The sequence below is a fragment of the Mycobacterium botniense genome, assembly GCF_010723305.1.
GTDB lineage: Bacteria > Actinomycetota > Actinomycetes > Mycobacteriales > Mycobacteriaceae > Mycobacterium > Mycobacterium botniense.
In genome coordinates this window covers 2,044,308-2,064,980 of the sequence record NZ_BLKW01000002.1, presented here as the reverse complement: position 1 = coordinate 2,064,980, position 20,673 = coordinate 2,044,308, and the positions used below count along the sequence as shown (strand labels likewise).

Sequence of the window (20,673 nt, the reverse complement as noted above, 5' to 3'; positions counted from 1 at the left end):
CCGCCGTGAAATACAAGCTCGGATTGAAGCCCGTCCACACCCATCCGCGAATCCGGCTGTGCGACTACTACACCAGCGACCTGCCAAGCGTTGATTCGCTGAAGTTCCCGCTCGGGCACGCCGGTCTGGTCAAGCCGCGAATGTACCTCAACGACCGGATCGGTGACTGCGCAATCGCGGGCAGCATCGAGGAGATCCGCCTGGCGAACGCGCTGCGCGGCGTCACCGTCAATTTCACCGACGACACCGCGGTGCAGAACTACTCGGAGATCACCGGATACAACCCCGCCGATCCCGGCAGCGACCAAGGCACCGACGTCCACGAACTCTACGAATTCCGGCAGAACACTGGCATCGTGGACGCGGACGGCAACCGGCACAAGATCGTCGCCTACGCCGGGCTGACACCGGGGGACTGGGACGAAATGCTGATCGCGTTGAGCCTGTTTGAAGGGTGTGGGAATCCTAGTTCCCGACTACGCGGAAGCCCAGTTCGAATCCGGGCAAGCGTGGCATCTCATCCCCGGCCGTCACCGGGTCGAAGGCGGACATTACATTCCGGTGTGGGGCGCCTCCGACCGCCACACCGCGCAGCTGCCCACATGGGGCGGTGACGGCGCCATCACCGCGCCGTTCTTCAGCGCCTTCAACACCGTCGCTGTCGTCGCGCTCACCGAGGAAATGTTCACCGGCGGCAAGAGCCCCGCGGGTGTCGACTTCGACAAGCTGTCCAGTGATCTTCGCAAGCTGGACACCGGACCCGTGCTAGCCCCGACGCCGCGACGGCGTCCGCGCAAAGACAGCGACGAGCTGGCGCCGCGTCCTGGACCGTGATCCGAACTGGCGCGACCGTGCTCGCCGCGCATCTGTTGTTGCTCAGCGCGATGTCCCCGCAATCGAAGGCTGACGCTGCCACTGTTGTGGCGGTGGCCCGTACCGCGATCGGCAGACCCTACCAGTGGGGCGCGGCGGGTCCGGATGCGTTCGACTGCTCCGGGCTGGTCGTGTGGGCGTACGCGCAAGTCGGCATCACGCTGCCGCATTCGAGTCAGGCGCTCGCGGTCGGCGGCCAGCCGGTCGACCGCCCCGACCTGCAGCCCGGCGACGTGGTCACCTTCTACCCCGACGCCAGCCACGCCGCGATCTACAGCGGCGACGGCAACATCATCCAAGCCGCCACCTACGGGGTGCCAGTAGAAGAAGTGCCGATAGTCCAAGGCGGCCCGTTCCACAACGCACGCAGATACGTCTAAGGAGGAAAAACAGGTGACGCTGTACGGAGTGGATTTATCCAATAACAACTGGGGTGGCCAGCCAGCGGCGGCCATCGTTTCGGCCCTCAACGAGATCATCTCCGAAGGTTTCACGTGGATCGAGCACAAAGTATCGGAAGGAAACTACTACCGAGACCCGTACTGGCCCACCGTGTGGCAGTGGGCGCAGCAGACCGGAAACCTGGTTGTCGGCTACCACTATGTCACCACCGACGACCCGGCGCAGCAGGCGCAAACCTATCTGGCCAACGACCCGAGTAACGGGGCGGCGCCGTGCATGCTCGACTTCGAAGCCAACTCCGGTGACATCACCAACTTTTGGGCCGTGTGGAACGCGTTCGTCGCGGCGGGTGTCAACATGCGGCTGTCCTATATACCGCACTGGTATTGGCAACAGATCGGCTCCCCCGACCTGTCCGGTGTGGTCGGGCTGGTGTCGTCGGCCTACTACGAAGAGGGCAACTACGCCAGCACCGAATACGCCGACGCGGGCGGCGACAACGGCCAAGGCTGGACCGGCTACGGCGGCGCCACCCCCGTCATTTGGCAATTCACCGACGCCGCGCTGGTTGCGGGAATGTCCGTGGACGCCAACGCGTTTCGTGGCTCTGTTGATGATCTGAGATCACTACTAGGTATAGGAGGACTATTTATGGCGTTGACCGACGCTGAGCAGCAAGAGCTGCTGCAAAAGGTACGAGAGGTCTGGGACCAGCTGCGCGGACCAGGCGGGCAGGGCTGGCCGCAGCTCGGCCAGAACGCGCAAGGCCAAAACCTCACGCCGGTCGACGCGCTCGCGTCGGTCAAGAACTCTATCGAAGGGAAGCAATGATGAGTGACGCCAACAGCTTGCAGGCCGACGTCTCTGGGGTGAAAGTCGATGGGACACCGATGCCGTGGCGCAACGTGCTGGCGCGGCATCCTCGCAACATCGGCGATATCGTCAACGACCCGGCGCGCGGCCCCTGGAACTCTACCCACAACGGTCAGAGCTATCAGGGCACCTATGACGCGTTCGAGCAGCAGGTCACCGTCGCCGAGCAGATCGCGTGGACGCACGTCTTCTCCGACGGCATCGAACGCGACTCCGGGGACGTGCTGATCGAGTTGATGGAATTCGCGATCCAGTGGCGCAAAGCCAACGGTCTTCCGACGAGCGCGAAATGACCGGGTGGGCGGACCTGCAGGCCGGCATCTCCGGTGTTGTGAAGGTCCGGCACGCTGTGCTCACCGTGGGCGGCACGTGGGAGTCGGCGCCGGGCACCCAGTACCCGTCGATGGTGGTCGCCGGGCTAAACACCTACGTCGATGACGGGTTGTGCTACGAGGTTGCGGTGCCCTACCCGGCGTCGTTCGGCCCGGTGGGCGGTTCGGCCTCGTCGCCGAGCTACCAGCAGTCGGTCGCTGACGGCTACAACTGGATCGCGGAATGGCTCGCCGCCAACCCGTTGCAGACGTTCGTCCTCGGAGGCTACAGCCAAGGCGCCGAGGTGGTGTCACGCGTCGCGATCGACATCATGGACGGCCCTCTCGCGCAGTACGCCCCGAATTTCGTGGGCGGCTACACGTTCGGAAACCCGTGCCGCGGAGCCGGTTTCTACGCCCCAGGTATCGCCGACCCAGGGGGGCACGGCATCTCGTCGCTGAACATGACCGAGCTGCCGATGCGCGACGGGCAGGTCGTGTGGGCCGACTACGTGCATAGCCCGGCCAATGGCGACGCCGGCCTCGACATGTACGCGAGCGTCCCCAACGGCCAAGTCGGGCAGGACATGACCGACGTCTACACCGTGGCCACCGGCCTGCAGTTCAACGACCTCGGCGCACTGACCACCGACATTGTCAACGCACTGGTCATGGCCGTCAAAGATCTCGGTCTGATCCCGGCGTTCACCGGCGGCATCGCCGGGCTGGCGGCCGCCGGACTGGGCGCGCTCGAGGGACTGCTGATCGGGTTGATCAGCGGGCCGCAGGCCAACGCCACCGGCACCCAGGCCGCCGTCGAGGCCGCGCTGCAGGGCATCGACTTCCTGGCTGCGCCCGGCGGCCCAACCGCACCGCACATCAGCTACGTCGGCGAGATCGGCGGCTACTCAAACCTTGTCGCCAACGCCGTGGGTTTCCTGCACAACATCGCAACACTCACAGCGCGGCGGCCTAAACCCCGAAAGGTCATCGAAGATGAGTATCAAACTCCCGTTTAAGCCGTCCAAGGCAGCGCAGGCCGCGGTCGCGGTCCTGGCCGCCACTGGCTCTGTCGGTACCTACGCGCTGCATGAGTTCGCCGGCATCCTTCCCGAGACGTGGGCCGGCGCGATCAGCAGCGGCTTGGCGGTGATTGCCGCTGTGGCGGGCTTCATCAAGACCGCAGAGCCGCTGATCGACGACCTCGACCAGTTCGCCTCCTGATGGGCGAGCCGACCACCCTGATCGGGCTGGCCGGGCTCGTCGTCATCACGGTCGGCGGCTGGGGAAAAGCATGGATCGACAGTCGCAACCATGCACGCGCAGTCGGCGGCATCCGCGACCAGCTCGTCAACGGTCACGACTCGAACCTGCGGGAAGATCTGGACGAGTTCCGGGCCGAGGTCCGCGCCGGTTTCGATGACGTGCGCCGCGATATGCGCGGCATCCGCCAGGACATCGGCGGTGTCCGCGGCGAGCTGCGTGACGAGCGCGAAGCACGGCTCGACCTCGAGCGGCGCATCGAAACGGCGAAACGCCGCCACCCCGAACAGATGTGACGTGACCTCATGCAGGCGCGGTCGCCGCTGACTGAGCAGATCACCACCGCGCTGGCGCAACTACGCGCCGCGCGGGATCAGGGCGAGATCGAGCGCGAGCTCACGTGGCAGTCCATGCTGGACCGGCTGCTCGATCGTTATAGCCAGGGATCCCGGTGAGGCCATCCGACAAGGCGTGGATCGCGCTCGGCGTCGCACTGGTGGCCGGCGTCGGCGCGTGGGACGCACTGTGCCCGCGCGGCGAAACGCTGTCTGACGCTAGCCGCCGTTACACCCAAACCCATCCGCTGCTCACCTATGGGGTGATCGGCACAGTGGTGGGGCATCTGGCCGGCTGGCTGCATCCAGCTGTGGACCCAATACATCTCACCGGGGCAGGGATTAGATGGATTACCCGGCGCTTCCACCGGAGATCAACTCGGCCCGCATGTACACCGGTGCGGGAGCGGCGCCGCTCCAGACCGCGGCGCTGGCCTGGCAGCGGCTGGCCGGCGATCTGGACGCCGCTGCCGTAGCGTACCGATCGGTCATCTCAGGGCTCGCCGACGCGTGGCACGGGCCGTCGTCTGCCGCGATGGCGCGAGCAGCCGCCACGTACATCGCGTGGCTGGAAGCGTCCGCGGCGCAATGCAGCCGCATCGGCGCGCAAGCCAACGCCGCGGCGCAAGCCTACCAGGCCGCGCTCGCCGCGACCGTACCGCCGCCCGTTATCGCCGCTAACAGGGCGCAGCTGGCCGCGCTGGTGGCGACGAACCTGCTCGGCCAGAACACACCGGCCATCATGGAGACCGAGGCGCAGTACGTCGAGATGTGGGCACAAGACGTGGCCGCGATGGCGCGGTACCAGGCGCAGTCATTGGCTGCGACGGCGCCGATTACGCCGTTCGCGCCGGCGCCGCAAACCACCAACCCGGGGCGCCGGCGATCCAACCCGCGGCCACCACCGGCGGCGTTGAGTCCATTGAATCCATCCTCGAACAACTGCTCAACAGCCTCGGACTCAACCCTAACGGTGTGCCTGTCCTGGGCCTCGACGGCGGCACCATCCTCGGCCAGTACATCGAGCAGTCGCTGGGCGGCGGCTACCCGGTCAACCTCGCGCAGCTGTTCGTCGATTTCATCGGCTACACCGAGGTGGCCGCCGAAAGCCAACTCATCGCTACGGCAGCCGCGTCCAGCGGCGACGGTCACGGCGGCGGCGCACCGCAGACGTTCAGCGTCAGCGGCGCGACACCGTACGTGTCGACCCACGTGACCGCCAACATGGGCGGCGCGGGGCGGCTTGGCCGCTTCTCGGCGCCCACCTGGACCACACAGCCCTGGAACCTTGAAGGCCGGGCGCCAACCGTCTCGGTGGCGACTCCGACCACACAGCGCTACCAGACCGGAATCCTGTGCCGCCCGCAGTCCCGGTCACCACCGCCGGCCGCAGCGCACAACGCAAGATCCGCGAAGACCCCGAATACGGGCATGTGTCGAAAGTGGTGCCGACGCGACACCCCTCAGCTGGATAGGCCACGCGGCGGCGACTACCTCGCGCTTCGCTGAGGAATATCTGATCAGGCGATATCCTCTTCGACACGGACGTAGGCTCCTTCCTTCAGACTTGCTCGTCTTCGACGGAACCTACGTCCGAACTCTTTTACACCGCCGCAAGGCCTCCTGCAGGGCGCGCCGGGGCTACGTCGGCGCGGCATCAGAGGCCGTTGAGGATTCTGTACTCGTCGGCTGCCCGTTGATCGCGGCCGACATAGACGATGTCACTCAGGTCGCATAACGCCACCCACCACAGGCCGGTTCGCTCGCAGTCGTCTTTGCCGAGCTCGAGACGCCACTGGCCGTCATAGTCGGGGCCGTTGTCCTCGACGCGTCGCACGCACGTCCACTGGAATCGCTGCCCGACGATCGCCGCCGCTGCTGGCGTGAGATCGTCGGTCCGCTGCGGGTTGAAGGTCGCCTCAATAACGTCGCCCGCTTCGATCGCGCTGGGGTCCATGACTTTTGGTGCCTCCTCCACTGTACAGACAGCTGTACACAAAGGCGATAACGGGCACAGCGGGCTACTAGCTAGGGTGCCGTAAATCTGGTTGAGCGCATGAACGAGGCGGCTGTGCGGTTTTAGATCGCATCATAGTACGCCTGCCAGGCTGGTGTGACCATCATTTTCGCGCGCGCCGCAAGCTTCATGGGCCCTCCTTCTATGCGTTCGGATCAGGATACGGCCCGGTTTGCATAGCTCACGACGTGATGACCACGCCGGGCACTTCCTGGCAGGCACGGGCGACCACGTGGCGCCACCACCGCGCCGGCAAATGTGCCGTATCTGGCCGGGCAGCATGCATGCATGTCCTCGTCGCGCCTGTACACGTATACAGCGGGGTCGCGCGCCGCGTTGAGCACGTCGACCAGCTCGTCGACCGCTTTTGCGGTCATCGCCTCGATCTGTTCGGGGTGCGGCGCGCCGCCGGGGGGCTACTCCCCCAGGTCGCGCTGGGCGCGCTGGCAAACGGCCAGGCGGCCGCCGGCCACGGTCGGCGCGGCGAGCTGCCCGTCGTGCACGAGCCGCCGCACTGCGTCGACGACGGGCCGGTGGCTGGCGCGGTAGTCGTCGAACGCGGCATTCTGTTGCCGGCACCGCTCCCGGAACGGACGTTTAACCTTGTCCTCAAGGGTCCGGTTAGTAAGGTTGGGCATCAAAACACCTTTGCTAGCAAAGTCGTTCCCCTGGAACTTCGGGAGACCACGGAAACATGAGCATCGCGTCAACGGCATCCGCGCCGAACGTTGCCGCTAGCGCGGCATACTTCTCCGCCTGCTCGACCGCCATCATCGCCCAGATCTCTTCTCGCGTAAAATCCCACCGGCCCACTCAGCCATCCTCCCCGTACATGCGGCACGCGCCGTGATCAGTATTGAGGGCAGTAGGCGTCGATGGCGGCGCGCACGTAGACTTCCGCGTCCCGCCACGTCAGCGACGGATTATTGCGCATGGCGAGCTCCTGCGTTTCCCGCGCGGTGTGGCCCGCCGCGAGATATTCGCAGCCTTGCCGGGCATCAGCGGCCGCCACCGAGTCGTCCAGGATGACCAGGCCGCCCGCACGCGCTTCGCTGAGGAATATCTGATCGGGAGTACGGCTGGGCGGCGCTTGCGCAGTAGGCACCAGTGGCGCTGCGACGGGTGTGGATGTTTGCGTGACCGTCACTGTCGTCGGCGGCGCCGTCACTGTCGTCGGCGGTGAGGTTACTGTCGTCGGCGGTGAGGTTACTGTCGTCGGCGGCGCAGGCGGTGCTTGCGCCTCCGTCGCTGGTGTTGACTCGGGCGTCGCCGCATCAGTCGCTGGAGAGTGACCTTTTGACATCAACGCGATCGCGACGATCCATCCCGCTGCGACAACGACGACCGCCATCAGGCCCACGAAAATCTTGACGGTGCCCCATGCGTAGGCGCGGTACTCGTCCTCCCACGCGTCGTCGTCCCACGGGTCATCGCCGGATTGCTCGGTGAAATCAGTCGCAGTCACGTCGGCGTCGCTGTAGGCCAGCGGCGGCCGATCGACGACCGCCGTCTCGATCAGCTCAGTCCGCAGGCATTCCTGCGCGGCGACCGTGGGGGCGTTTCCGGCCCCATTGACACCGTCAATGCTGTCTCGTGTTTCCGCAGGTCGCGTGATGTCGGTTCGTGTCTCCATGTCAGCTCATTCCTTGCCGTTTTCGCAGCTAGAAGCCGGTTTTCATCGGAATAACGAAGGGGTTCGAATATCCGTCCCATAATCCAGCACCTAGCCTTTTGGTTACGGTGTCACGTATTGGCGGCACCGGTAGGTGATCGGGTCGCAGATCAGCTGGTTGGTAGTCCACCCGCCGTACGTGCCGGGCACATCCCACGTGTTTAGTCCCGGACCATTCCATTGGGGCGGGGGTTCGTTTCGGTCGTGTAGTTGTGTGCTGCAAGCTGGTGCAGCAGCTCCACCGCGCCTCGCCGAGACAAACGCACCGGATCCGCGCCGTAGGTGCGCTGCCTGATCTCGCCGTCGATCTCCCAATTGGCTTTGCTGACAGTCACCACCGCGCGCCGCAACGCGGCGCGAGCCCGCGCAGGCATCGACCGCAAATCGCCGGATACCGAAGGCTCATCGGAGGAAGCGACCGTGAACACGCGCGCCACCGTGCGCAATGCCACCGAATCCGGGCTCGAAGCGTCAACATCGCGCATCGGCTCCGTTCCAGAGGCTTCGATCGGAGCGTCAGCACGCAAAACCACATGCACAGACCCAGGTGCAACACCTTCGACAAGCAGGTTCCGGTTGAGGCTGCGCAGGCCCAGTTTGTCCCGGACGATCGCCTTCGTCGCATCGTTGATCCCCGAAACCAGCCGGGCTAGCTGGTCCGCGCGAGCACTGTGGTCCCTGATGCCCTCACCGGTCAGATGCAAGTCCAGCTCAGCCTGCTCGGGTGAAAGCTCCTCATTCCACACCGCCAACATTGACGGCCGGTCGGCGATCGCCCCGCCGGCGTACATGTTGTTTAGCAGCAGCCCAGCCTCGCGCGGGGGAAAGCCGGCGAGGATTTCGCGGATTGACTGACGCAGCAGCTCCTCATCAGTCATCGAAGCCAGCTCAGTCATCGACAACCTCCACGAAGCCTTTGGTCCTCACGGTGGCGGCACCGCTGCGATCGATGACACTGGACCAAAGCCTTCTCCAGTATTCCACGTTGGCCAGCGACTCCGAATTAACTAGGAAAGAGTCCGTCAAGCCCAGGCAAGGCTGCAACCTAGGTGTGAGACCCAGCGGCCCTCCCGCGCCGATGCGGCCTGTCACGTCAGCCAACGTCCACAACGGTAGCGCGGTTTGGCTAAGAGCGTGTGACATCAGCCGTGCGGGCAGAAGGAAAGCCAGGTCAGCATCGCGTGGAGGATCGGCCTTGTGGGTGACGAATCCGCCGGCGAGCCATATCCGGCAGTGTTTGAACAACCGTCGCATCATTGCGACATGGAGGCGAAGAGCCTCGAAAATCAGGCTACGGCGCTCGCGAGTCTGTTCGGGAGCCTCCAAGACGAACCGCTGGTGAATCTCATTAAGCGTCGCCGGATACGGGTTGGGGCTGGGGGGAAGCAGGCCTAGCTCGTCTGTTCGAGGGCGACTGGAATTGCGAAGGCCCGGTGGTCGGCCGCATCGACGACAGCGCGGCAGCGCGTGGGCCGACGGCGACGCAGACACCAGGCCACCCAAGGCTAGCGTCGCAGCTATCACGGTCAGGATGATGCGCTCCATGCTGTCGCTCCCTCCTTCTTTCCCCTTTGATCTCTGTCCCAGGTTTTACGGTTTGGTGACTTTCACGATCACCGGCGCGTCTGCGGTGATGAGCGTGCCCGGCGGCGGATCAACATCGACGACTGTCCAGTTGGCGGCGCGGCAGCACTAGCTGATATTTAGGGTTCGCGGGCACCAACTGGATATTGGTCAATCCGATCTGCTCGAGCTGTTCACGCGCGATCTCGGCGTTCTGGTTGATGACGTCGGGAATTTCCACCTGGGCCGCCGCCGTCGCCGAGCTGCTGGTAGTCGACTTCGTTACCGTGACCGTGACAGGCGGCGCGGTGGACGTTGAGGTGCAGGCTGCCGGGCAAACGGCAACGAGCGCCGCGACCCCGGCTAGTGTCACGTGACGAAACAGCGCCGTTGTCATTACGAGGCCACCTTGCGTGCGGCGGCTTCGGCGACGGCACGGATGTCTCGCGCTGACACGGCGGTGTAGCGTTGCGTGGTCGCCACCGACGCGTGACCGAGCGCTTCCTGCACGGCGCGCAGATTACCGGTCCCGGCGTAGCCGCGGGTCGCGAATCGGTGCCGCAGTTTGTGCATCGTCCAGCCGGGCGGCATCAGTCGGCTGATGACGGTGCCGACCTGTTTGGGGCTGATGTGCCCGTCGATCTGGCCAGGAAACAGATAGCCCGCCTTCTTGCAGTAGGAACGGATCTCGGCGACGAGCCGATCGGTGAGCGGTACCACGCGCTGCTTGCCACCTTTGCCGCGAACGAGCAGCGACCAGCCGTGCACATCCTGGATCAAGTCGTTGGAATGGGCGACCGCGACCTCGCCGCGCCGCAGCCCGGCCTCGCCGGCCAACAGGGCCATCAACCTTTCCCGCGGCGGTGCGGCAGCGAGCAAATCGTGCCACACCTCATCGGGGGCGGGTCGAGGGGCTGGCGCGGGTGCGGCGATCTTCGGCAGCATCGCGGCGGGATTCTCGTCGGCGATGCCGGATTTCATCGCCCAGTCGTAGAAGCCGATCAGTGACGTGCGCACAGCTCGGCGATGCTCTGCTGACCAGGGCCGCTCGGAGCACAGCCGCACGATGTCGTTGAGCGTCAGGTCACGGGGATGTCCTGTGCGCGAACGCCGTGCGATCGAGCGCACCAGGTCGCTGCGCAGTCGCACCGTCGATTCGCGGCGGCCGGCGACGCGCATCCAGGTCTCCCAACCAGATAGCGCCTCTTCCCACGGTGCTGGAAGCGGCGTCTCCCGCTTACGCACACGCAAACTATAAATCGACAACTGTAGAGTTGTAGCAATATCGTTGCGCAAATCACTACTCGAAAGTACGTTAGTCGGCGCACTTTCGGGTCTACGCTGCTCGCGGGGCACCACTGGACTCACCTGTTGGTTGGGAGCCCCGCCCGCGGAGCTCCGGGATGCCAGGGCGTGCACGGCAACCGTGGCGCCTACCCTCAACATCCATGACGGTGTCGCGGCTGCGGCCCTATGCGACCACGGTGTTCGCCGAGATGTCGGCGCTGGCTGCGCGCCTCGGCGCGGTGAACCTGGGCCAAGGTTTCCCTGACGAGGACGGGCCACCGGCCATGCTGAAAGCCGCGCAGGACGCTATCTCCGCCGGCGCTAATCAGTACCCGCCCGGAACGGGGATCGCGGCGCTGCGGCACGCGATTGCCGCGCAGCGCAAACGACATTTCGGCATCGACTACGACCCGGACACCGAGGTGCTGGTGACGGTCGGGGCGACCGAAGCCATCGCGGCAGCGGTGCTCGGGCTGGTCGAACCTCTCGAGGAAGTGATCCTGATCGAGCCGTTCTACGACTCGTACTCGCCGGTGGTGGCCCTGGCCGGCGCGCGACGGGTAACCGTGCCGCTGGTGCCCGACGGGCGGGGGTTCGCCCTGGACGCCGACGCGCTGCGGCGTGCGGTGACGCCCCGCACCCGTGCGCTGATCGTCAACTCTCCGCACAATCCGACCGGGATGGTGCTCAGTACCACCGAGTTGGCGGCCATTGCCGAAATTGCGGTGGCCGCGGATCTGCTGGTGATCACCGACGAGGTATACGAGCACCTGGTCTATGACGGGCATCGCCACCTGCCGCTGGCCGGCTACCCGGGCATGGCCGAACGGACCATCACGATTTCCAGCGCGTCCAAGATGTTCAACTGCACCGGCTGGAAGATCGGATGGGCTTGCGGTCCGGCGGAACTCATCAGCGGTGTGCGGGCCGCCAAGCAGTACCTGAGCTATGTAGGCGGCGCACCTTTTCAGCCGGCGGTGGCCTTGGCGCTGAACACCGAAGAGTCCTGGGTGGCTGCGCTACGAACGTCGCTGCAGGAGCGCCGCGACCGGCTGGCGGCCGGGTTGACCCAGATCGGCTTCGAGGTCCATGACAGTTCCGGGACCTACTTTCTGTGCGCGGACCCGCGCCCGCTCGGCTACGACGACAGCACGGCGTTTTGCGCGGCTCTGCCCGAGCAGGTCGGTGTCGCCGCAATCCCGATGTCGGCGTTCTGCGATCCCGCGGGTCGGCATCCAGAAGTGTGGAATCATCTGGTGCGGTTCACCTTCTGCAAACGTGAGGACACCCTCGATGAGGCGATCAGGCGATTGACGATGCTGCGGGGCGAGGGATAAGTGTCGATGACGTCATCCCGTTTGTGCACCGCGGACCGGCACAGGGCTGATGTCAGCCAGCGCGTCGAGGATCGCCTCCGGAGTTGCTTCGATCACGACTTCGCGGGATTCCCTGATTGCCACGGCCCGCACGACAGCGGGCCGGCGGCTGGCCGGAGGTCGTTTTCAGCCGAGCGTACCGTGGTCACGTGACTGCTATCCGCGACACCTATACCGTTGGCGACTATCTGCTCGATCGTCTCGCGGAGCTCGGGGTTTCCGAAGTCTTCGGGGTTCCCGGCGACTACAATCTGGAATTCCTCGATCACATCGTCGCCCACCCGGACATCCGCTGGGTAGGCAACACCAATGAACTGAACGCCGGTTATGCGGCCGACGGCTACGGGCGGCTGCGTGGAATGTCAGCCGTGGTCACAACATTCGGCGTGGGTGAGCTGTCTGCAGCAAATGCGATAGCGGGCAGCTACGCCGAGCATGTGCCTGTGGTGCATATCGTCGGAGGTCCGTCTAAAGACGCTCAGGGCGCGCGCCGAGCGCTGCATCATTCGCTCGGCGACGGTGATTTCGAGCATTTCCTGCGGATAAGTCGCGAAATAACTTGTGCCCAAGCTAATCTCATGCCAGCCACGGCAACCAGGGAGATCGACCGGGTGCTATGCGAGGTGCGCGAGCAAAAACGACCGGGATACCTGCTGATGGCCACGGATGTGGCGCGCTTCCCGGTCGAGCCGCCCAGTGCGCCACTGCCCCGTTACACCGGGGGCACCAGCCCACGGGCGTTGTCGTTGTTCATCGACGCCGCAACCGAGCTCATCGCCGACCACCAGCTGACGGTTCTGGCCGACTTCTTGGTTCATCGGCTGCAAGCGGTCAAACAGCTCGAAGCGCTGCTGGCGGCTGACGAGGTGCCCCACGCCACGCTGATGTGGGGTAAGAGTCTGGTCGATGAGAGCTCGCCTAACTTTTTGGGAATCTACGCCGGGGCGTCCAGTGCCGAACCAGTGCGCCGGGCGATCGAGCAGGCACCGGTGCTAGTGACGGCGGGGGTGGTATTCACCGACATGGTCAGCGGTTTCTTCACCCAGCGCATCGATCCGGCCCGCACAATCGATGTCGGGCAGTATCAGAGCACCGTGGCGGGTCAGGTGTTCGCGCCATTGGAGATGGACGCGGCGCTCGATGCCCTGGCCACGATCCTGGCCCGGCGCCGGAAGGTGTCGCCGCCTGTCGCGTCGAAATCTGATGCCCCACCCCCGCAGAAGCCCTCCCGCAATCAGCGTCTTACCCAGCAGATACTGTGGGACAGGGTTTCCGAGGCATTGACTCCCGGCAACGTGGTACTCGCCGATCAGGGGACTTCGTTCTATGGTATGGCGGCTCACCGGCTTCCCCGGGGTGTCACCTTCCTCGGCCAACCGCTATGGGGATCAATCGGTTACACCCTGCCCGCTGCGCTTGGAGCAGCGCTCGCGCATCCGGACCGCAGAACGGTGCTGCTGATCGGCGACGGGGCGGCACAGCTGACGGTGCAGGAGCTCGGCGTCTTCTCTCGCGAAGGGCTGTCCCCGGTGATCGTGGTGGTCAACAACGACGGTTACACCATCGAACGGATGATCCACGGACAGAGTGCCCCCTACAACGACATTGTGCGCTGGAATTGGCCGGAAATACCCAACGCCCTGGGGGTAAAGAATCATCTGGTTTTCCGCGCGCACACTTACGGGGAGCTCGATGATGCGTGCGCTGCCGCAGCCGAGTATCAGGACCGCATGGTGCTGATCGAAGCCATCGTCCCGCGCCTGGACATCCCCGATTTGCTCGCGGAGTTGACCCAGCCCACTGCACCGGACGGTGGCAGGCGCCGCTGAGTTTGCACGTCGGTGTGCCGGTCGCTGGTTGCGCGAAGCGCTGAGGAGGGAGCACCCGGTGCAGTGGCCGCGAACATCTGACTCGACCTCACTGATCGATACGCATTATGTTCACGAATTCGCCAACGAACAGCGGCGGATACACGCCCACACCCTCATCCCGAGTCATCCACTGCGTCACCGTGGCGGGATGCTCGATCCAGCGGAGCGCCTCGCTCTCGCCATTGGTCTCCTGCAGGATCAGGACTTCGTGTATATCGTCGAAAGCTCGAAAAACCCACGTCTTGCAGATACCTGCGGCTTTGAATGCGCTCAGTGCGGAATGGATTTCTGAGGTCAGAGCACAAACGTCGTCGACGGATGCGATCGCAGCCACCATGACACCGGGCGCGGTCGGAGCAGACGATGGTGTGGAATCGAAGCGGTCGATGATTTCGCCGGCGAAGACAGCCGGGATATCTTCGACACCAACCGCATCGAACCAGTCGAAGAAGACCCGCGATCGAAGCAGTTCCACGATCGGCTCTCGGCTGCGCACGCCGATCATCACCAACACCCGCCCGTAGTCATGCGTCGATTTGTAGACCAGCACGTGGTGGGCACCGATACCGGCAAGACCGGACTTGCGGCGCTGCAGCAACGGCCACACCCGGTCGGGATTGGGGACACGGTAATCGGACGCGAGCACCATCGAGTGAGTTTCGCCGGTTTTCACCGCAGCTGGTCTTTCATCACTTTTCCCGCCGCGTTGAGCGGTAGCCGATCAACGAACTGGATGGAGCGCGGCACCTTGAATCCGGCCATCCGTTGTCGACACCAGCCGATCAACTCATTTTCGGGCACAGGGGTTTTCACCACCACGAACGCCTTGCCCACTTCGCCGAGCCGTTCGTCGGGAACGCCGATCACCGCCGCCTGCACGACCGCGGGGTGTTCCAGCAGAAAGCCCTCGATCTCCGCCGGGTAGGCGTTGAAGCCGCCGACAATGAACATGTCCTTCTTACGTCCGCTGATCCGAAGCCGTCCGGCCGCGTCCAGGCTGCCCAGGTCGCCGGTGTGCAACCAGCCATCCTCGTCAATCGCTTCGGCGGTGGCTTTGGAGTCGTCGAGATAGCCCTGCATCACGCTGTAACCGCGGACCAGCACCTCGCCGTCCCCGGCGATACGCACCTCGATTCCGTCGCAGGCAGTACCCGCAGTGGTCGCGATGTCCTCGAAGGAGTCTCCCGGCCGCGACGCCGTGACGGTCCCCGCTTCGGTCAAGCCGTAACCGGTCATGATGGACTGAAAGGGTAGTTCGCTGCGTATCCGGCGGACAAGTTCGACCGGGATGTCCGCGGCTCCGGTCACCGCTGCCCGCAATGACGACAGATCGTGGCCACTTTGGGCCGCAAGCAATGATTGATACAGTGTAGGAGGGCCGGGCAGCATGGTAACCCGTTCGCGTTCAATGAGTTCCAGTACCTGATCTATCTGGAAGACCGCGACTGGAATAATGGTGGCGCCACGGATCAACGACGCGATGCAGCCCGCCTTGTAGCCAAAGGTGTGGAAGAACGGGTTGACAATCAGATAGCGGTCACCTTCGCGCAAGTCCGCCAGCTCGCACCAGTCCGTGTAATTCCGCAGCGTCTGCAGGTGGTTCATCATGACGCCCTTGGGACGACCGGTGGTGCCCGAGGTGTAAAGAATATCGGCGATGTCCTCTCCGCTGACCGGTCGCTCATATGGCGAGCCGGCGGCCAGGAAATCCGACTTCAGGTCGTATGCGGGCACGTCGGCGGGCACCGTGAAATTGCGTCCGAGGAAACCCTTTTCCACCAGCACCGCCTTCACGCCACTGCGGTGGATGATGTCGGCAGCCTCAGCTGCCTGGAACCGGGTGTTGACTGGGACCAGCACACCACCGGCCGTCAGGACACCGAAGGCGGCGATAATCCATTCGGCAGAGTTAGGCGCCCAGATCGCCACCCGGTCACCTTTGGCTATTCCCGCTTTGACAAACGCGCCGGCCGCGCAACGAATCCGATCGACAAGTTCGGTGAAGGTCAGCCGCAGCGGGCCGTCGACGACCGCTTCAGCGTCGCCGAAGCGATCCGCTGCACTCAAGACCATCTCGGGGATGGTCTGCCATGATCGATTCGCGGTCACACCGCCATCAGTCTGGCGAGATTGCCGCCCATGATCTTGGCCTGATCCCCGAGCGCCAGGTGTTGCAGTGCGTCGGCGAAGTGACGCGGCTGTGCCAAGCCTTCAGGGTGCGGGTAGTCCGAGCCGAACAACACCCGATCCACACCGATCAGGTCAATCAGGTCAGCCACGCCGTCCTCGTAAAAGGGGCTGATGTGGATGCGGTTTTTAATCTCCTCGACAGGGTTGCCCAAAAAACTCTCCGGAGTCTTTTTGTACACGTCAGCCATCTGATCCAACAGCGGCGCCAGCCATCGGGACCCGTTCTCGATAACGGCAACCTTCAGCTTGGGAAACCGGAACAATGCGCCGTGGATCACCCACGACGCCACCGCATCCTGCACCGGCCGCCACTCATTGAGCATGGCGAACGCATTGGTCTGGAACGGCAGCATCTCTTTGTCAGTGCCGTCCCATTCCGCGGTGTAGCGGGCATAACCGCTATCTGACGAATGCATGGCCACCAGTACGTCATGGTCGACCACCCGCTGCCAGAAGGGGTCGAACTCCGGCAGCGCAAACGACCGCGGACCGCGGTACCCGGGCACTGGAGCCGGACGCACCAGGATGGCGCGCGCTCCGCGTTCAACCACCCAATCCAGCTCCTCGATTGCCTTCTCCACGATCGGCAGGCTGATCACCGGCACGGTGAAGATGCGGTCCTTGTAGTTGAAACCCCAGACCTCATCCAGCCATTGATTAAGCGCATGCACCACCACATGGATCAGCAGGGGGTCGTCGCGCAGACGCTCCTCGACCAGGCTCGCCAGCGTCGGGAACATCAGCGAGCGGTCGACACCCAGCTCGTTCATCAGTTCCAGCCGCGGGCCCGGTTCGCGGAATGCCGGGATCGAACGCATCGGCTCACCGAAAATCTCCCGGCGACTCTTGCCCTCCGGATTGCCGTGCTTGAAATACTCTTCCATCGCTCCCGGCCGCGCCACCACCTCGAAGGTGGGATTGGGAATGTAATCACTGATCACCCCGCGCACCGCAATCTTGGTGCGGCCATTCACCTGCACGTACTGGATCGCGTCCCGGTACTGGGTGGGCAGGTACTTGGTCAGGGAATCCTGGGTCTCGTACAGATGGTTGTCGGCGTCGAACAGCGGATAGGTCAGTTCAGCAGCAGGCATAAAGATCCTCCATTGCAATTTATGAGAATCATATTCTCATTTAGTGCGTACTGCAATCCCCTCACGGACCAGCCGCTTTTGCACCTTGCCACTCGCCGTGCGCGGATAGTCATCGACCTCCAGCAGGATTTCCGGCCACTTCTGCCGTGCCACTCCCACCCCGGCGAAATGAGCGCGAACCTGGTCGAGGGTCGGCAGAGTGTGTCCCGGTCTGCGACGCAACACGGCGGCGACTCGTTCACCAAACCCGGCGTCGGGCGCACCGACCACCACCGCCTCGGCCACCCCCGGCAATGCCAACAGCACTTCTTCGACTTCAGCGGCACTGATATTTTCGCCGCCACGGATGATCACGTCGGCCTTGCGATCCGTGATGGTGAGGTACCCATCAGCGTCGATGACGCCGATATCGCCGGTGTGATACCAGCCGTCATCGTCGAACGCCGCCGCGGTCAGCGCGTCATCGGTATAGCCCAGGAACAGGTCTGGGCCGCGGCTGAGAACCTCGCCGTCGGGTGAGAGCCGAACCTCCACCCCCGGCCGGGGAACCCCGTCGGTAAACAGGCGCTTTTCCGCCGGAGCGTCGTGCGGCGTCAAGGTGATCGACGGGTGTTCGCTGCTGCCATAGGAGCGGAAGACATGAATACCGAGCTCATCGAGCCGGCGGGTGACTGCAGCCGGTACCGGTGCTCCGCCCAGACCGACGGCCCGAATGCTGCGCAGGTGGTCTTCGGCGAAGTCGGGATGGTCGAGCAGGCTGGTGAAGAAGTAGGGAGGACCACCTCCGATGGCCAAACCGTCAGTCCTCATCAGCTCGAGGACCCGGGCCGGATCCCAGGTGTCGCACAGGTTGATCGCCCCACCCTCGAGCACGGGCACCAACAAGGCGCTGAGCATTCCGATGAAGTGCCCCACCGGAGTCGCGGTGAGCTCCCGCCCCCGATTCGGCGGGTACCCGTCGTAGAGTTGCCGGGTCTCGCAGCCCAGCGTCTGGTGACTGTGAATGACGCCTTTGGGATCGGCCGTGGTGCCAGAGGTGAAGGCGATCAGCGCCGGGTGGCCGGGATCGGTGGGGATAGTGCCCGGCATGGGCTCGTCGGCGAGCAACCCTTCGAAATCGCGTCCGACCAGGCCGACGATGGGAATGTCCGCACACAGGTCGGGGTGATAGGTCATGCGGTCGAACCGTTCGGCGGTGATGAACACGCGCGGTTGCGCAGTGCGCAGAATGTGTGCCAGTTCTTTGCGGCCGTAGAAATGCACGATGGGAACCACGACCGCGCCCAGAAACGCCGACGCCCAGAATGTCGCAGCAGCTTCCATCCAGTTCGGCAGCTGGAATGCCACCACGTCACCCGGACCGACGCCGCGCGCAGACAATCCCGCAGCCAGCCGGCGCGCGATCCGCTCGACGTCGCCGAACGTTCCGGACCAGGGGCGCACTGCGGAGTGCACCCGAAACTGGCTGCTCGGGGCGGCGGCTAGGCCGCGGGCCAGCAACTGGCCAAGGGTGTCGTGGGTCCACCAGCCTGCTGCGGCATAGTGCATGGCCAGTTCCACCGGAATATCACGCATCGTGAGGCTCCGCCGGGCACAATGTCATGTCCTCGAGACAGTCTCAAGACAGTCTCAAGACAGTAAGGTGATGCTATTCTCCGCTGAGGAGAATGCCAATATCGCAGGAGCGGCGCGATGGTGGACTTGGAACTCGACCACGGGCTCGCGGTGCTCACCATTGACCGCCCGCATGCCCGCAATGCCATTGCGCTGGATACCATGGCACAGCTGGAGCAAGCCCTCGATGCCGCCGCGGGAGCGCACACTCTGGTCATCCGGGGCGCCGGTGACCGAGCATTCGTTTCGGGCGGCGACCTCAAGGAACTCAGCGCCATCAGAACAGCGGACGACGCCGCCGCGATGGCGTGGCGGATGCGGGCGATATGCGACCGGATCGCAAGCTTTCCCGCCCCGGTGATCGCCGCGCTGAATGGTCACGCACTCGGCGGGGGCGCCGAGGTCGCGGTGGCCGCCGACATCCGCCTGGCGGCCGACGACATCAAGATCGGTTTCAACCAGGTGGCCCTGGAGATCATGCCGGCGTGGGGCGGAGCCGAACGGCTGGCGGCTTTGGTCGGCAAGAACCGGGCACTGCTGCTAGCGGGCACCGGCACGGTGCTCGAGGCCACCGAGGCCCAACGCATCGGGCTGATCGACGAAATCCTGCCCCGCTCGTCCTTCGAGCAGGGGTGGCGGCAGATTGCCAAAAAGCTTGCCAAGCGCCCGGCGATGGAGATCAAGCGCGTCATCGGCGGGGTGTCCGCCGAGGAAGCGGTGAAAGCCTTTGCGCAGCTATGGGTTGACGATGCGCACTGGCGGGCCGCAGACCGGGCGCTGAACCCCAGTAGCAATCCGCGATAAAGAGCGGAGGACCGAGGTGGTTATGAGTACGCGACTGTTGTTGCCGGGCATGGTATTAGCGGCGGCCACGGTAATTTTTCCGGTGGCGCCCGCACATGCTGACGACCCGGTCATGCACCACGTCAAATACACCGTCAGCGTGGCAAAGCCTATCTATGCGGACATCTACTACTTGGATCAGGAGCCCGCGATCTTTGCCGATTACAGCCACAACCCCTATCAGTTCGTTCCGAACGTGAAAGTCGACATCGCCCCGGGCAAACCGTGGACCTACGAGCTCAACCTGGCCAAACCCGATCAGTGGGCATTGGTCACGGCCAGCACCGGCACCGAGCCGGGCACACCGATGTTTCACTGCGATCTCACGGTGGACGGCAAAGTCGTGGTATCGAATGACGGACCCAAAGGAGTACTTTGCTCGATACGTCATTGGTGATTGCGTATCTACGGCAGCGGGTCGCCTTCCAGCCGACGCAGGTAGTGTTCGACCAGCGCCACCGTTTCGGCGTGTCCGGTAGACATGCCAAGAGCCTGCTCGAGCACCAGAACCCGTGAGACACTTGTCATCAGGACCGTCCACACTACCGGCGGCACGTCCTTGCCGGCAGCGCCGTAGCGACCGAGTGCTGCAGACACTGCCTTACATTGCTCGTCGCGGAAACGTTCTGCGTAGTAAGCTATTTCGGCTCTCATCTCTTTGCGATGATTCGCAAGAGCCATGAATTCCATTGTGATGCGTGTGAATCCGGGATCTGTACCAAGTCGCCACAGCGCCCACAACGGTTGCGGCGACTCCAGTGCCCGAGCCTGCGCCCGAAGACCCGCTTCCGCCTGGCGCCGGAAAAGCGCCAGGAACAGGTCGTCCATGGTACGGAAGTAGTAGTGCACCAGCTGGGGCTTCAGTCCCGCCTTGCTGGCCAGGCGGCGCGACGTCACCGCGGCATAGCCTGCTTCGAGCATCAACTGCTCGGCCGCCTCGAGCAGTAGGGTTCGATTCTTCGCGTCCGGTGCACCGATCCTGCGGGCCGACGTCATCGCTTGACTCCGTTCGCTCATAGACATGCCGATCGTATGCCGGACGGCGCTGTCGCCTTGACCACGACCTTAGCGCCATGCTAAGCAAGTGCT

The 20,673-nt window shown here is 64.2% G+C and carries 27 protein-coding genes and 1 pseudogene; 15 read left to right on the top strand and 13 right to left on the bottom strand.

The window, feature by feature from the left end:
* Nucleotides 1–5 precede the first annotated feature (5 nt).
* The 11 genes and pseudogenes from G6N08_RS09790 (at nt 6) to G6N08_RS21430 (ending at nt 5,273) form a co-directional block, all read left to right on the top strand.
* Nucleotides 6–614 carry a hypothetical protein gene (locus tag G6N08_RS09790; RefSeq protein ID WP_246216658.1) on the top strand — a complete coding sequence of 203 codons (609 nt, stop codon included), beginning with the start codon at nt 6–8 and terminating at the stop codon, nt 612–614.
* Nucleotides 562–834 (top strand): hypothetical protein, encoded by a 273-nt coding sequence (locus G6N08_RS20650; RefSeq protein WP_246216657.1) that lies wholly within the window; start codon nt 562–564, stop codon nt 832–834. Before G6N08_RS09790 ends, G6N08_RS20650 begins: the two co-directional genes overlap by 53 nt.
* Before the next feature lie 71 nt (nt 835–905).
* Nucleotides 906–1,253 (top strand): annotated as a pseudogene (locus G6N08_RS09785) (C40 family peptidase); the annotation flags it as partial.
* 13 nt (nt 1,254–1,266) lie between these two features.
* Nucleotides 1,267–2,106, top strand: coding sequence for a GH25 family lysozyme (locus tag G6N08_RS09780; RefSeq protein ID WP_163756433.1), 840 nt, complete (start codon nt 1,267–1,269; stop codon nt 2,104–2,106).
* Complete coding sequence (locus tag G6N08_RS09775; RefSeq protein ID WP_083129667.1) at nt 2,106–2,441, top strand: hypothetical protein; 336 nt, start codon at nt 2,106–2,108, stop codon at nt 2,439–2,441. Before G6N08_RS09780 ends, G6N08_RS09775 begins: the two co-directional genes overlap by 1 nt.
* Nucleotides 2,438–3,478, top strand: a complete 1,041-nt coding sequence (locus G6N08_RS09770) for a PE-PPE domain-containing protein (protein ID WP_163659740.1) — start codon at nt 2,438–2,440, stop codon at nt 3,476–3,478. The genes G6N08_RS09775 and G6N08_RS09770 overlap by 4 nt, the downstream gene beginning before the upstream one ends.
* Entirely contained in the window at nt 3,456–3,683 is a 228-nt protein-coding gene (locus G6N08_RS09765; RefSeq protein WP_083129665.1) for a hypothetical protein, read from the top strand. The genes G6N08_RS09770 and G6N08_RS09765 overlap by 23 nt, the downstream gene beginning before the upstream one ends.
* Complete coding sequence (locus G6N08_RS09760) at nt 3,683–4,018, top strand: DUF2746 domain-containing protein (RefSeq protein ID WP_083129664.1); 336 nt, start codon at nt 3,683–3,685, stop codon at nt 4,016–4,018. The genes G6N08_RS09765 and G6N08_RS09760 overlap by 1 nt, the downstream gene beginning before the upstream one ends.
* A 9-nt stretch (nt 4,019–4,027) precedes the next feature.
* On the top strand, nt 4,028–4,177 hold the full coding sequence (locus tag G6N08_RS09755) for a hypothetical protein (protein ID WP_163756431.1): 150 nt from the start codon (nt 4,028–4,030) through the stop codon (nt 4,175–4,177).
* Complete coding sequence (locus G6N08_RS20645) at nt 4,174–4,533, top strand: DUF7427 family protein (RefSeq protein WP_246216723.1); 360 nt, start codon at nt 4,174–4,176, stop codon at nt 4,531–4,533. The genes G6N08_RS09755 and G6N08_RS20645 overlap by 4 nt, the downstream gene beginning before the upstream one ends.
* Complete coding sequence (locus G6N08_RS21430) at nt 4,446–5,273, top strand: PPE family protein (RefSeq protein WP_443093839.1); 828 nt, start codon at nt 4,446–4,448, stop codon at nt 5,271–5,273. The genes G6N08_RS20645 and G6N08_RS21430 overlap by 88 nt, the downstream gene beginning before the upstream one ends.
* Nucleotides 5,274–5,714: 441 nt before the next feature.
* On the opposite strand, the gene G6N08_RS09745 is transcribed toward G6N08_RS21430, so the two are convergent.
* From G6N08_RS09745 to G6N08_RS09715, 8 genes are all read right to left on the bottom strand, one after another.
* On the bottom strand, nt 5,715–6,014 hold the full coding sequence (locus tag G6N08_RS09745) for a hypothetical protein (protein WP_163756426.1): 300 nt from the start codon (nt 6,012–6,014) through the stop codon (nt 5,715–5,717).
* 476 nt (nt 6,015–6,490) lie between these two features.
* Complete coding sequence (locus G6N08_RS09740; RefSeq protein WP_163756424.1) at nt 6,491–6,712, bottom strand: hypothetical protein; 222 nt, start codon at nt 6,710–6,712, stop codon at nt 6,491–6,493.
* Between the two features lie 13 nt (nt 6,713–6,725).
* Complete coding sequence (locus tag G6N08_RS20160; protein WP_170301272.1) at nt 6,726–6,887, bottom strand: hypothetical protein; 162 nt, start codon at nt 6,885–6,887, stop codon at nt 6,726–6,728.
* A 37-nt stretch (nt 6,888–6,924) separates the two neighbouring features.
* Nucleotides 6,925–7,707 (bottom strand): DUF732 domain-containing protein, encoded by a 783-nt coding sequence (locus G6N08_RS09735; protein ID WP_163756422.1) that lies wholly within the window; start codon nt 7,705–7,707, stop codon nt 6,925–6,927.
* Nucleotides 7,708–7,907: 200 nt separating this feature from the next.
* Nucleotides 7,908–8,642 carry a hypothetical protein gene (locus G6N08_RS09730; RefSeq protein ID WP_163756420.1) on the bottom strand — a complete coding sequence of 245 codons (735 nt, stop codon included), beginning with the start codon at nt 8,640–8,642 and terminating at the stop codon, nt 7,908–7,910.
* Nucleotides 8,635–9,291 carry a DUF6932 family protein gene (locus G6N08_RS09725; protein ID WP_163756418.1) on the bottom strand — a complete coding sequence of 219 codons (657 nt, stop codon included), beginning with the start codon at nt 9,289–9,291 and terminating at the stop codon, nt 8,635–8,637. Before G6N08_RS09725 ends, G6N08_RS09730 begins: the two co-directional genes overlap by 8 nt.
* 109 nt (nt 9,292–9,400) lie before the next feature.
* Entirely contained in the window at nt 9,401–9,706 is a 306-nt protein-coding gene (locus tag G6N08_RS09720; RefSeq protein WP_163756416.1) for a hypothetical protein, read from the bottom strand.
* The gene (locus G6N08_RS09715) at nt 9,706–10,554 is read right to left on the bottom strand and encodes a tyrosine-type recombinase/integrase (protein ID WP_246216656.1); all 849 of its coding nucleotides are present in this window, start codon (nt 10,552–10,554) and stop codon (nt 9,706–9,708) included. The genes G6N08_RS09720 and G6N08_RS09715 overlap by 1 nt, the downstream gene beginning before the upstream one ends.
* A gap of 203 nt (nt 10,555–10,757) precedes the next feature.
* On the opposite strand from G6N08_RS09715, the gene G6N08_RS09710 reads away from it, so the two are divergent.
* Entirely contained in the window at nt 10,758–11,933 is a 1,176-nt protein-coding gene (locus tag G6N08_RS09710) for a pyridoxal phosphate-dependent aminotransferase (RefSeq protein WP_163756414.1), read from the top strand.
* A 188-nt stretch (nt 11,934–12,121) separates the two neighbouring features.
* On the top strand, nt 12,122–13,801 hold the full coding sequence (locus G6N08_RS09700) for an alpha-keto acid decarboxylase family protein (protein WP_163756413.1): 1,680 nt from the start codon (nt 12,122–12,124) through the stop codon (nt 13,799–13,801).
* An 88-nt stretch (nt 13,802–13,889) separates the two neighbouring features.
* On the opposite strand, the gene G6N08_RS09695 is transcribed toward G6N08_RS09700, so the two are convergent.
* The 4 genes from G6N08_RS09695 to G6N08_RS09680 are packed head-to-tail and all read right to left on the bottom strand — an operon-like array spanning nt 13,890 to nt 18,702.
* Nucleotides 13,890–14,516, bottom strand: coding sequence for a fatty-acid--CoA ligase (locus tag G6N08_RS09695; RefSeq protein ID WP_163756411.1), 627 nt, complete (start codon nt 14,514–14,516; stop codon nt 13,890–13,892).
* Nucleotides 14,513–15,916 carry a FadD3 family acyl-CoA ligase gene (locus G6N08_RS09690; protein WP_218033368.1) on the bottom strand — a complete coding sequence of 468 codons (1,404 nt, stop codon included), beginning with the start codon at nt 15,914–15,916 and terminating at the stop codon, nt 14,513–14,515. Before G6N08_RS09690 ends, G6N08_RS09695 begins: the two co-directional genes overlap by 4 nt.
* A 32-nt stretch (nt 15,917–15,948) precedes the next feature.
* Nucleotides 15,949–17,127, bottom strand: a complete 1,179-nt coding sequence (locus G6N08_RS09685) for an amidohydrolase family protein (RefSeq protein ID WP_163756407.1) — start codon at nt 17,125–17,127, stop codon at nt 15,949–15,951.
* Nucleotides 17,128–17,163: 36 nt separating this feature from the next.
* On the bottom strand, nt 17,164–18,702 hold the full coding sequence (locus G6N08_RS09680) for an AMP-binding protein (protein ID WP_163756405.1): 1,539 nt from the start codon (nt 18,700–18,702) through the stop codon (nt 17,164–17,166).
* Between the two features lie 117 nt (nt 18,703–18,819).
* Between G6N08_RS09680 and G6N08_RS09675 the strand changes: the two genes are divergently transcribed.
* Both G6N08_RS09675 and G6N08_RS09670 read left to right on the top strand, forming a co-directional pair.
* Entirely contained in the window at nt 18,820–19,545 is a 726-nt protein-coding gene (locus G6N08_RS09675; RefSeq protein ID WP_163756403.1) for an enoyl-CoA hydratase/isomerase family protein, read from the top strand.
* A 49-nt stretch (nt 19,546–19,594) separates the two neighbouring features.
* Entirely contained in the window at nt 19,595–19,981 is a 387-nt protein-coding gene (locus tag G6N08_RS09670; protein ID WP_163756893.1) for an Rv2576c family protein, read from the top strand.
* 8 nt (nt 19,982–19,989) lie between these two features.
* Here the strand turns inward: G6N08_RS09670 and G6N08_RS09665 are convergent, their stop codons facing one another.
* The gene (locus G6N08_RS09665) at nt 19,990–20,580 is read right to left on the bottom strand and encodes a TetR/AcrR family transcriptional regulator (RefSeq protein ID WP_163756401.1); all 591 of its coding nucleotides are present in this window, start codon (nt 20,578–20,580) and stop codon (nt 19,990–19,992) included.
* Nucleotides 20,581–20,673: the final 93 nt, after the last annotated feature.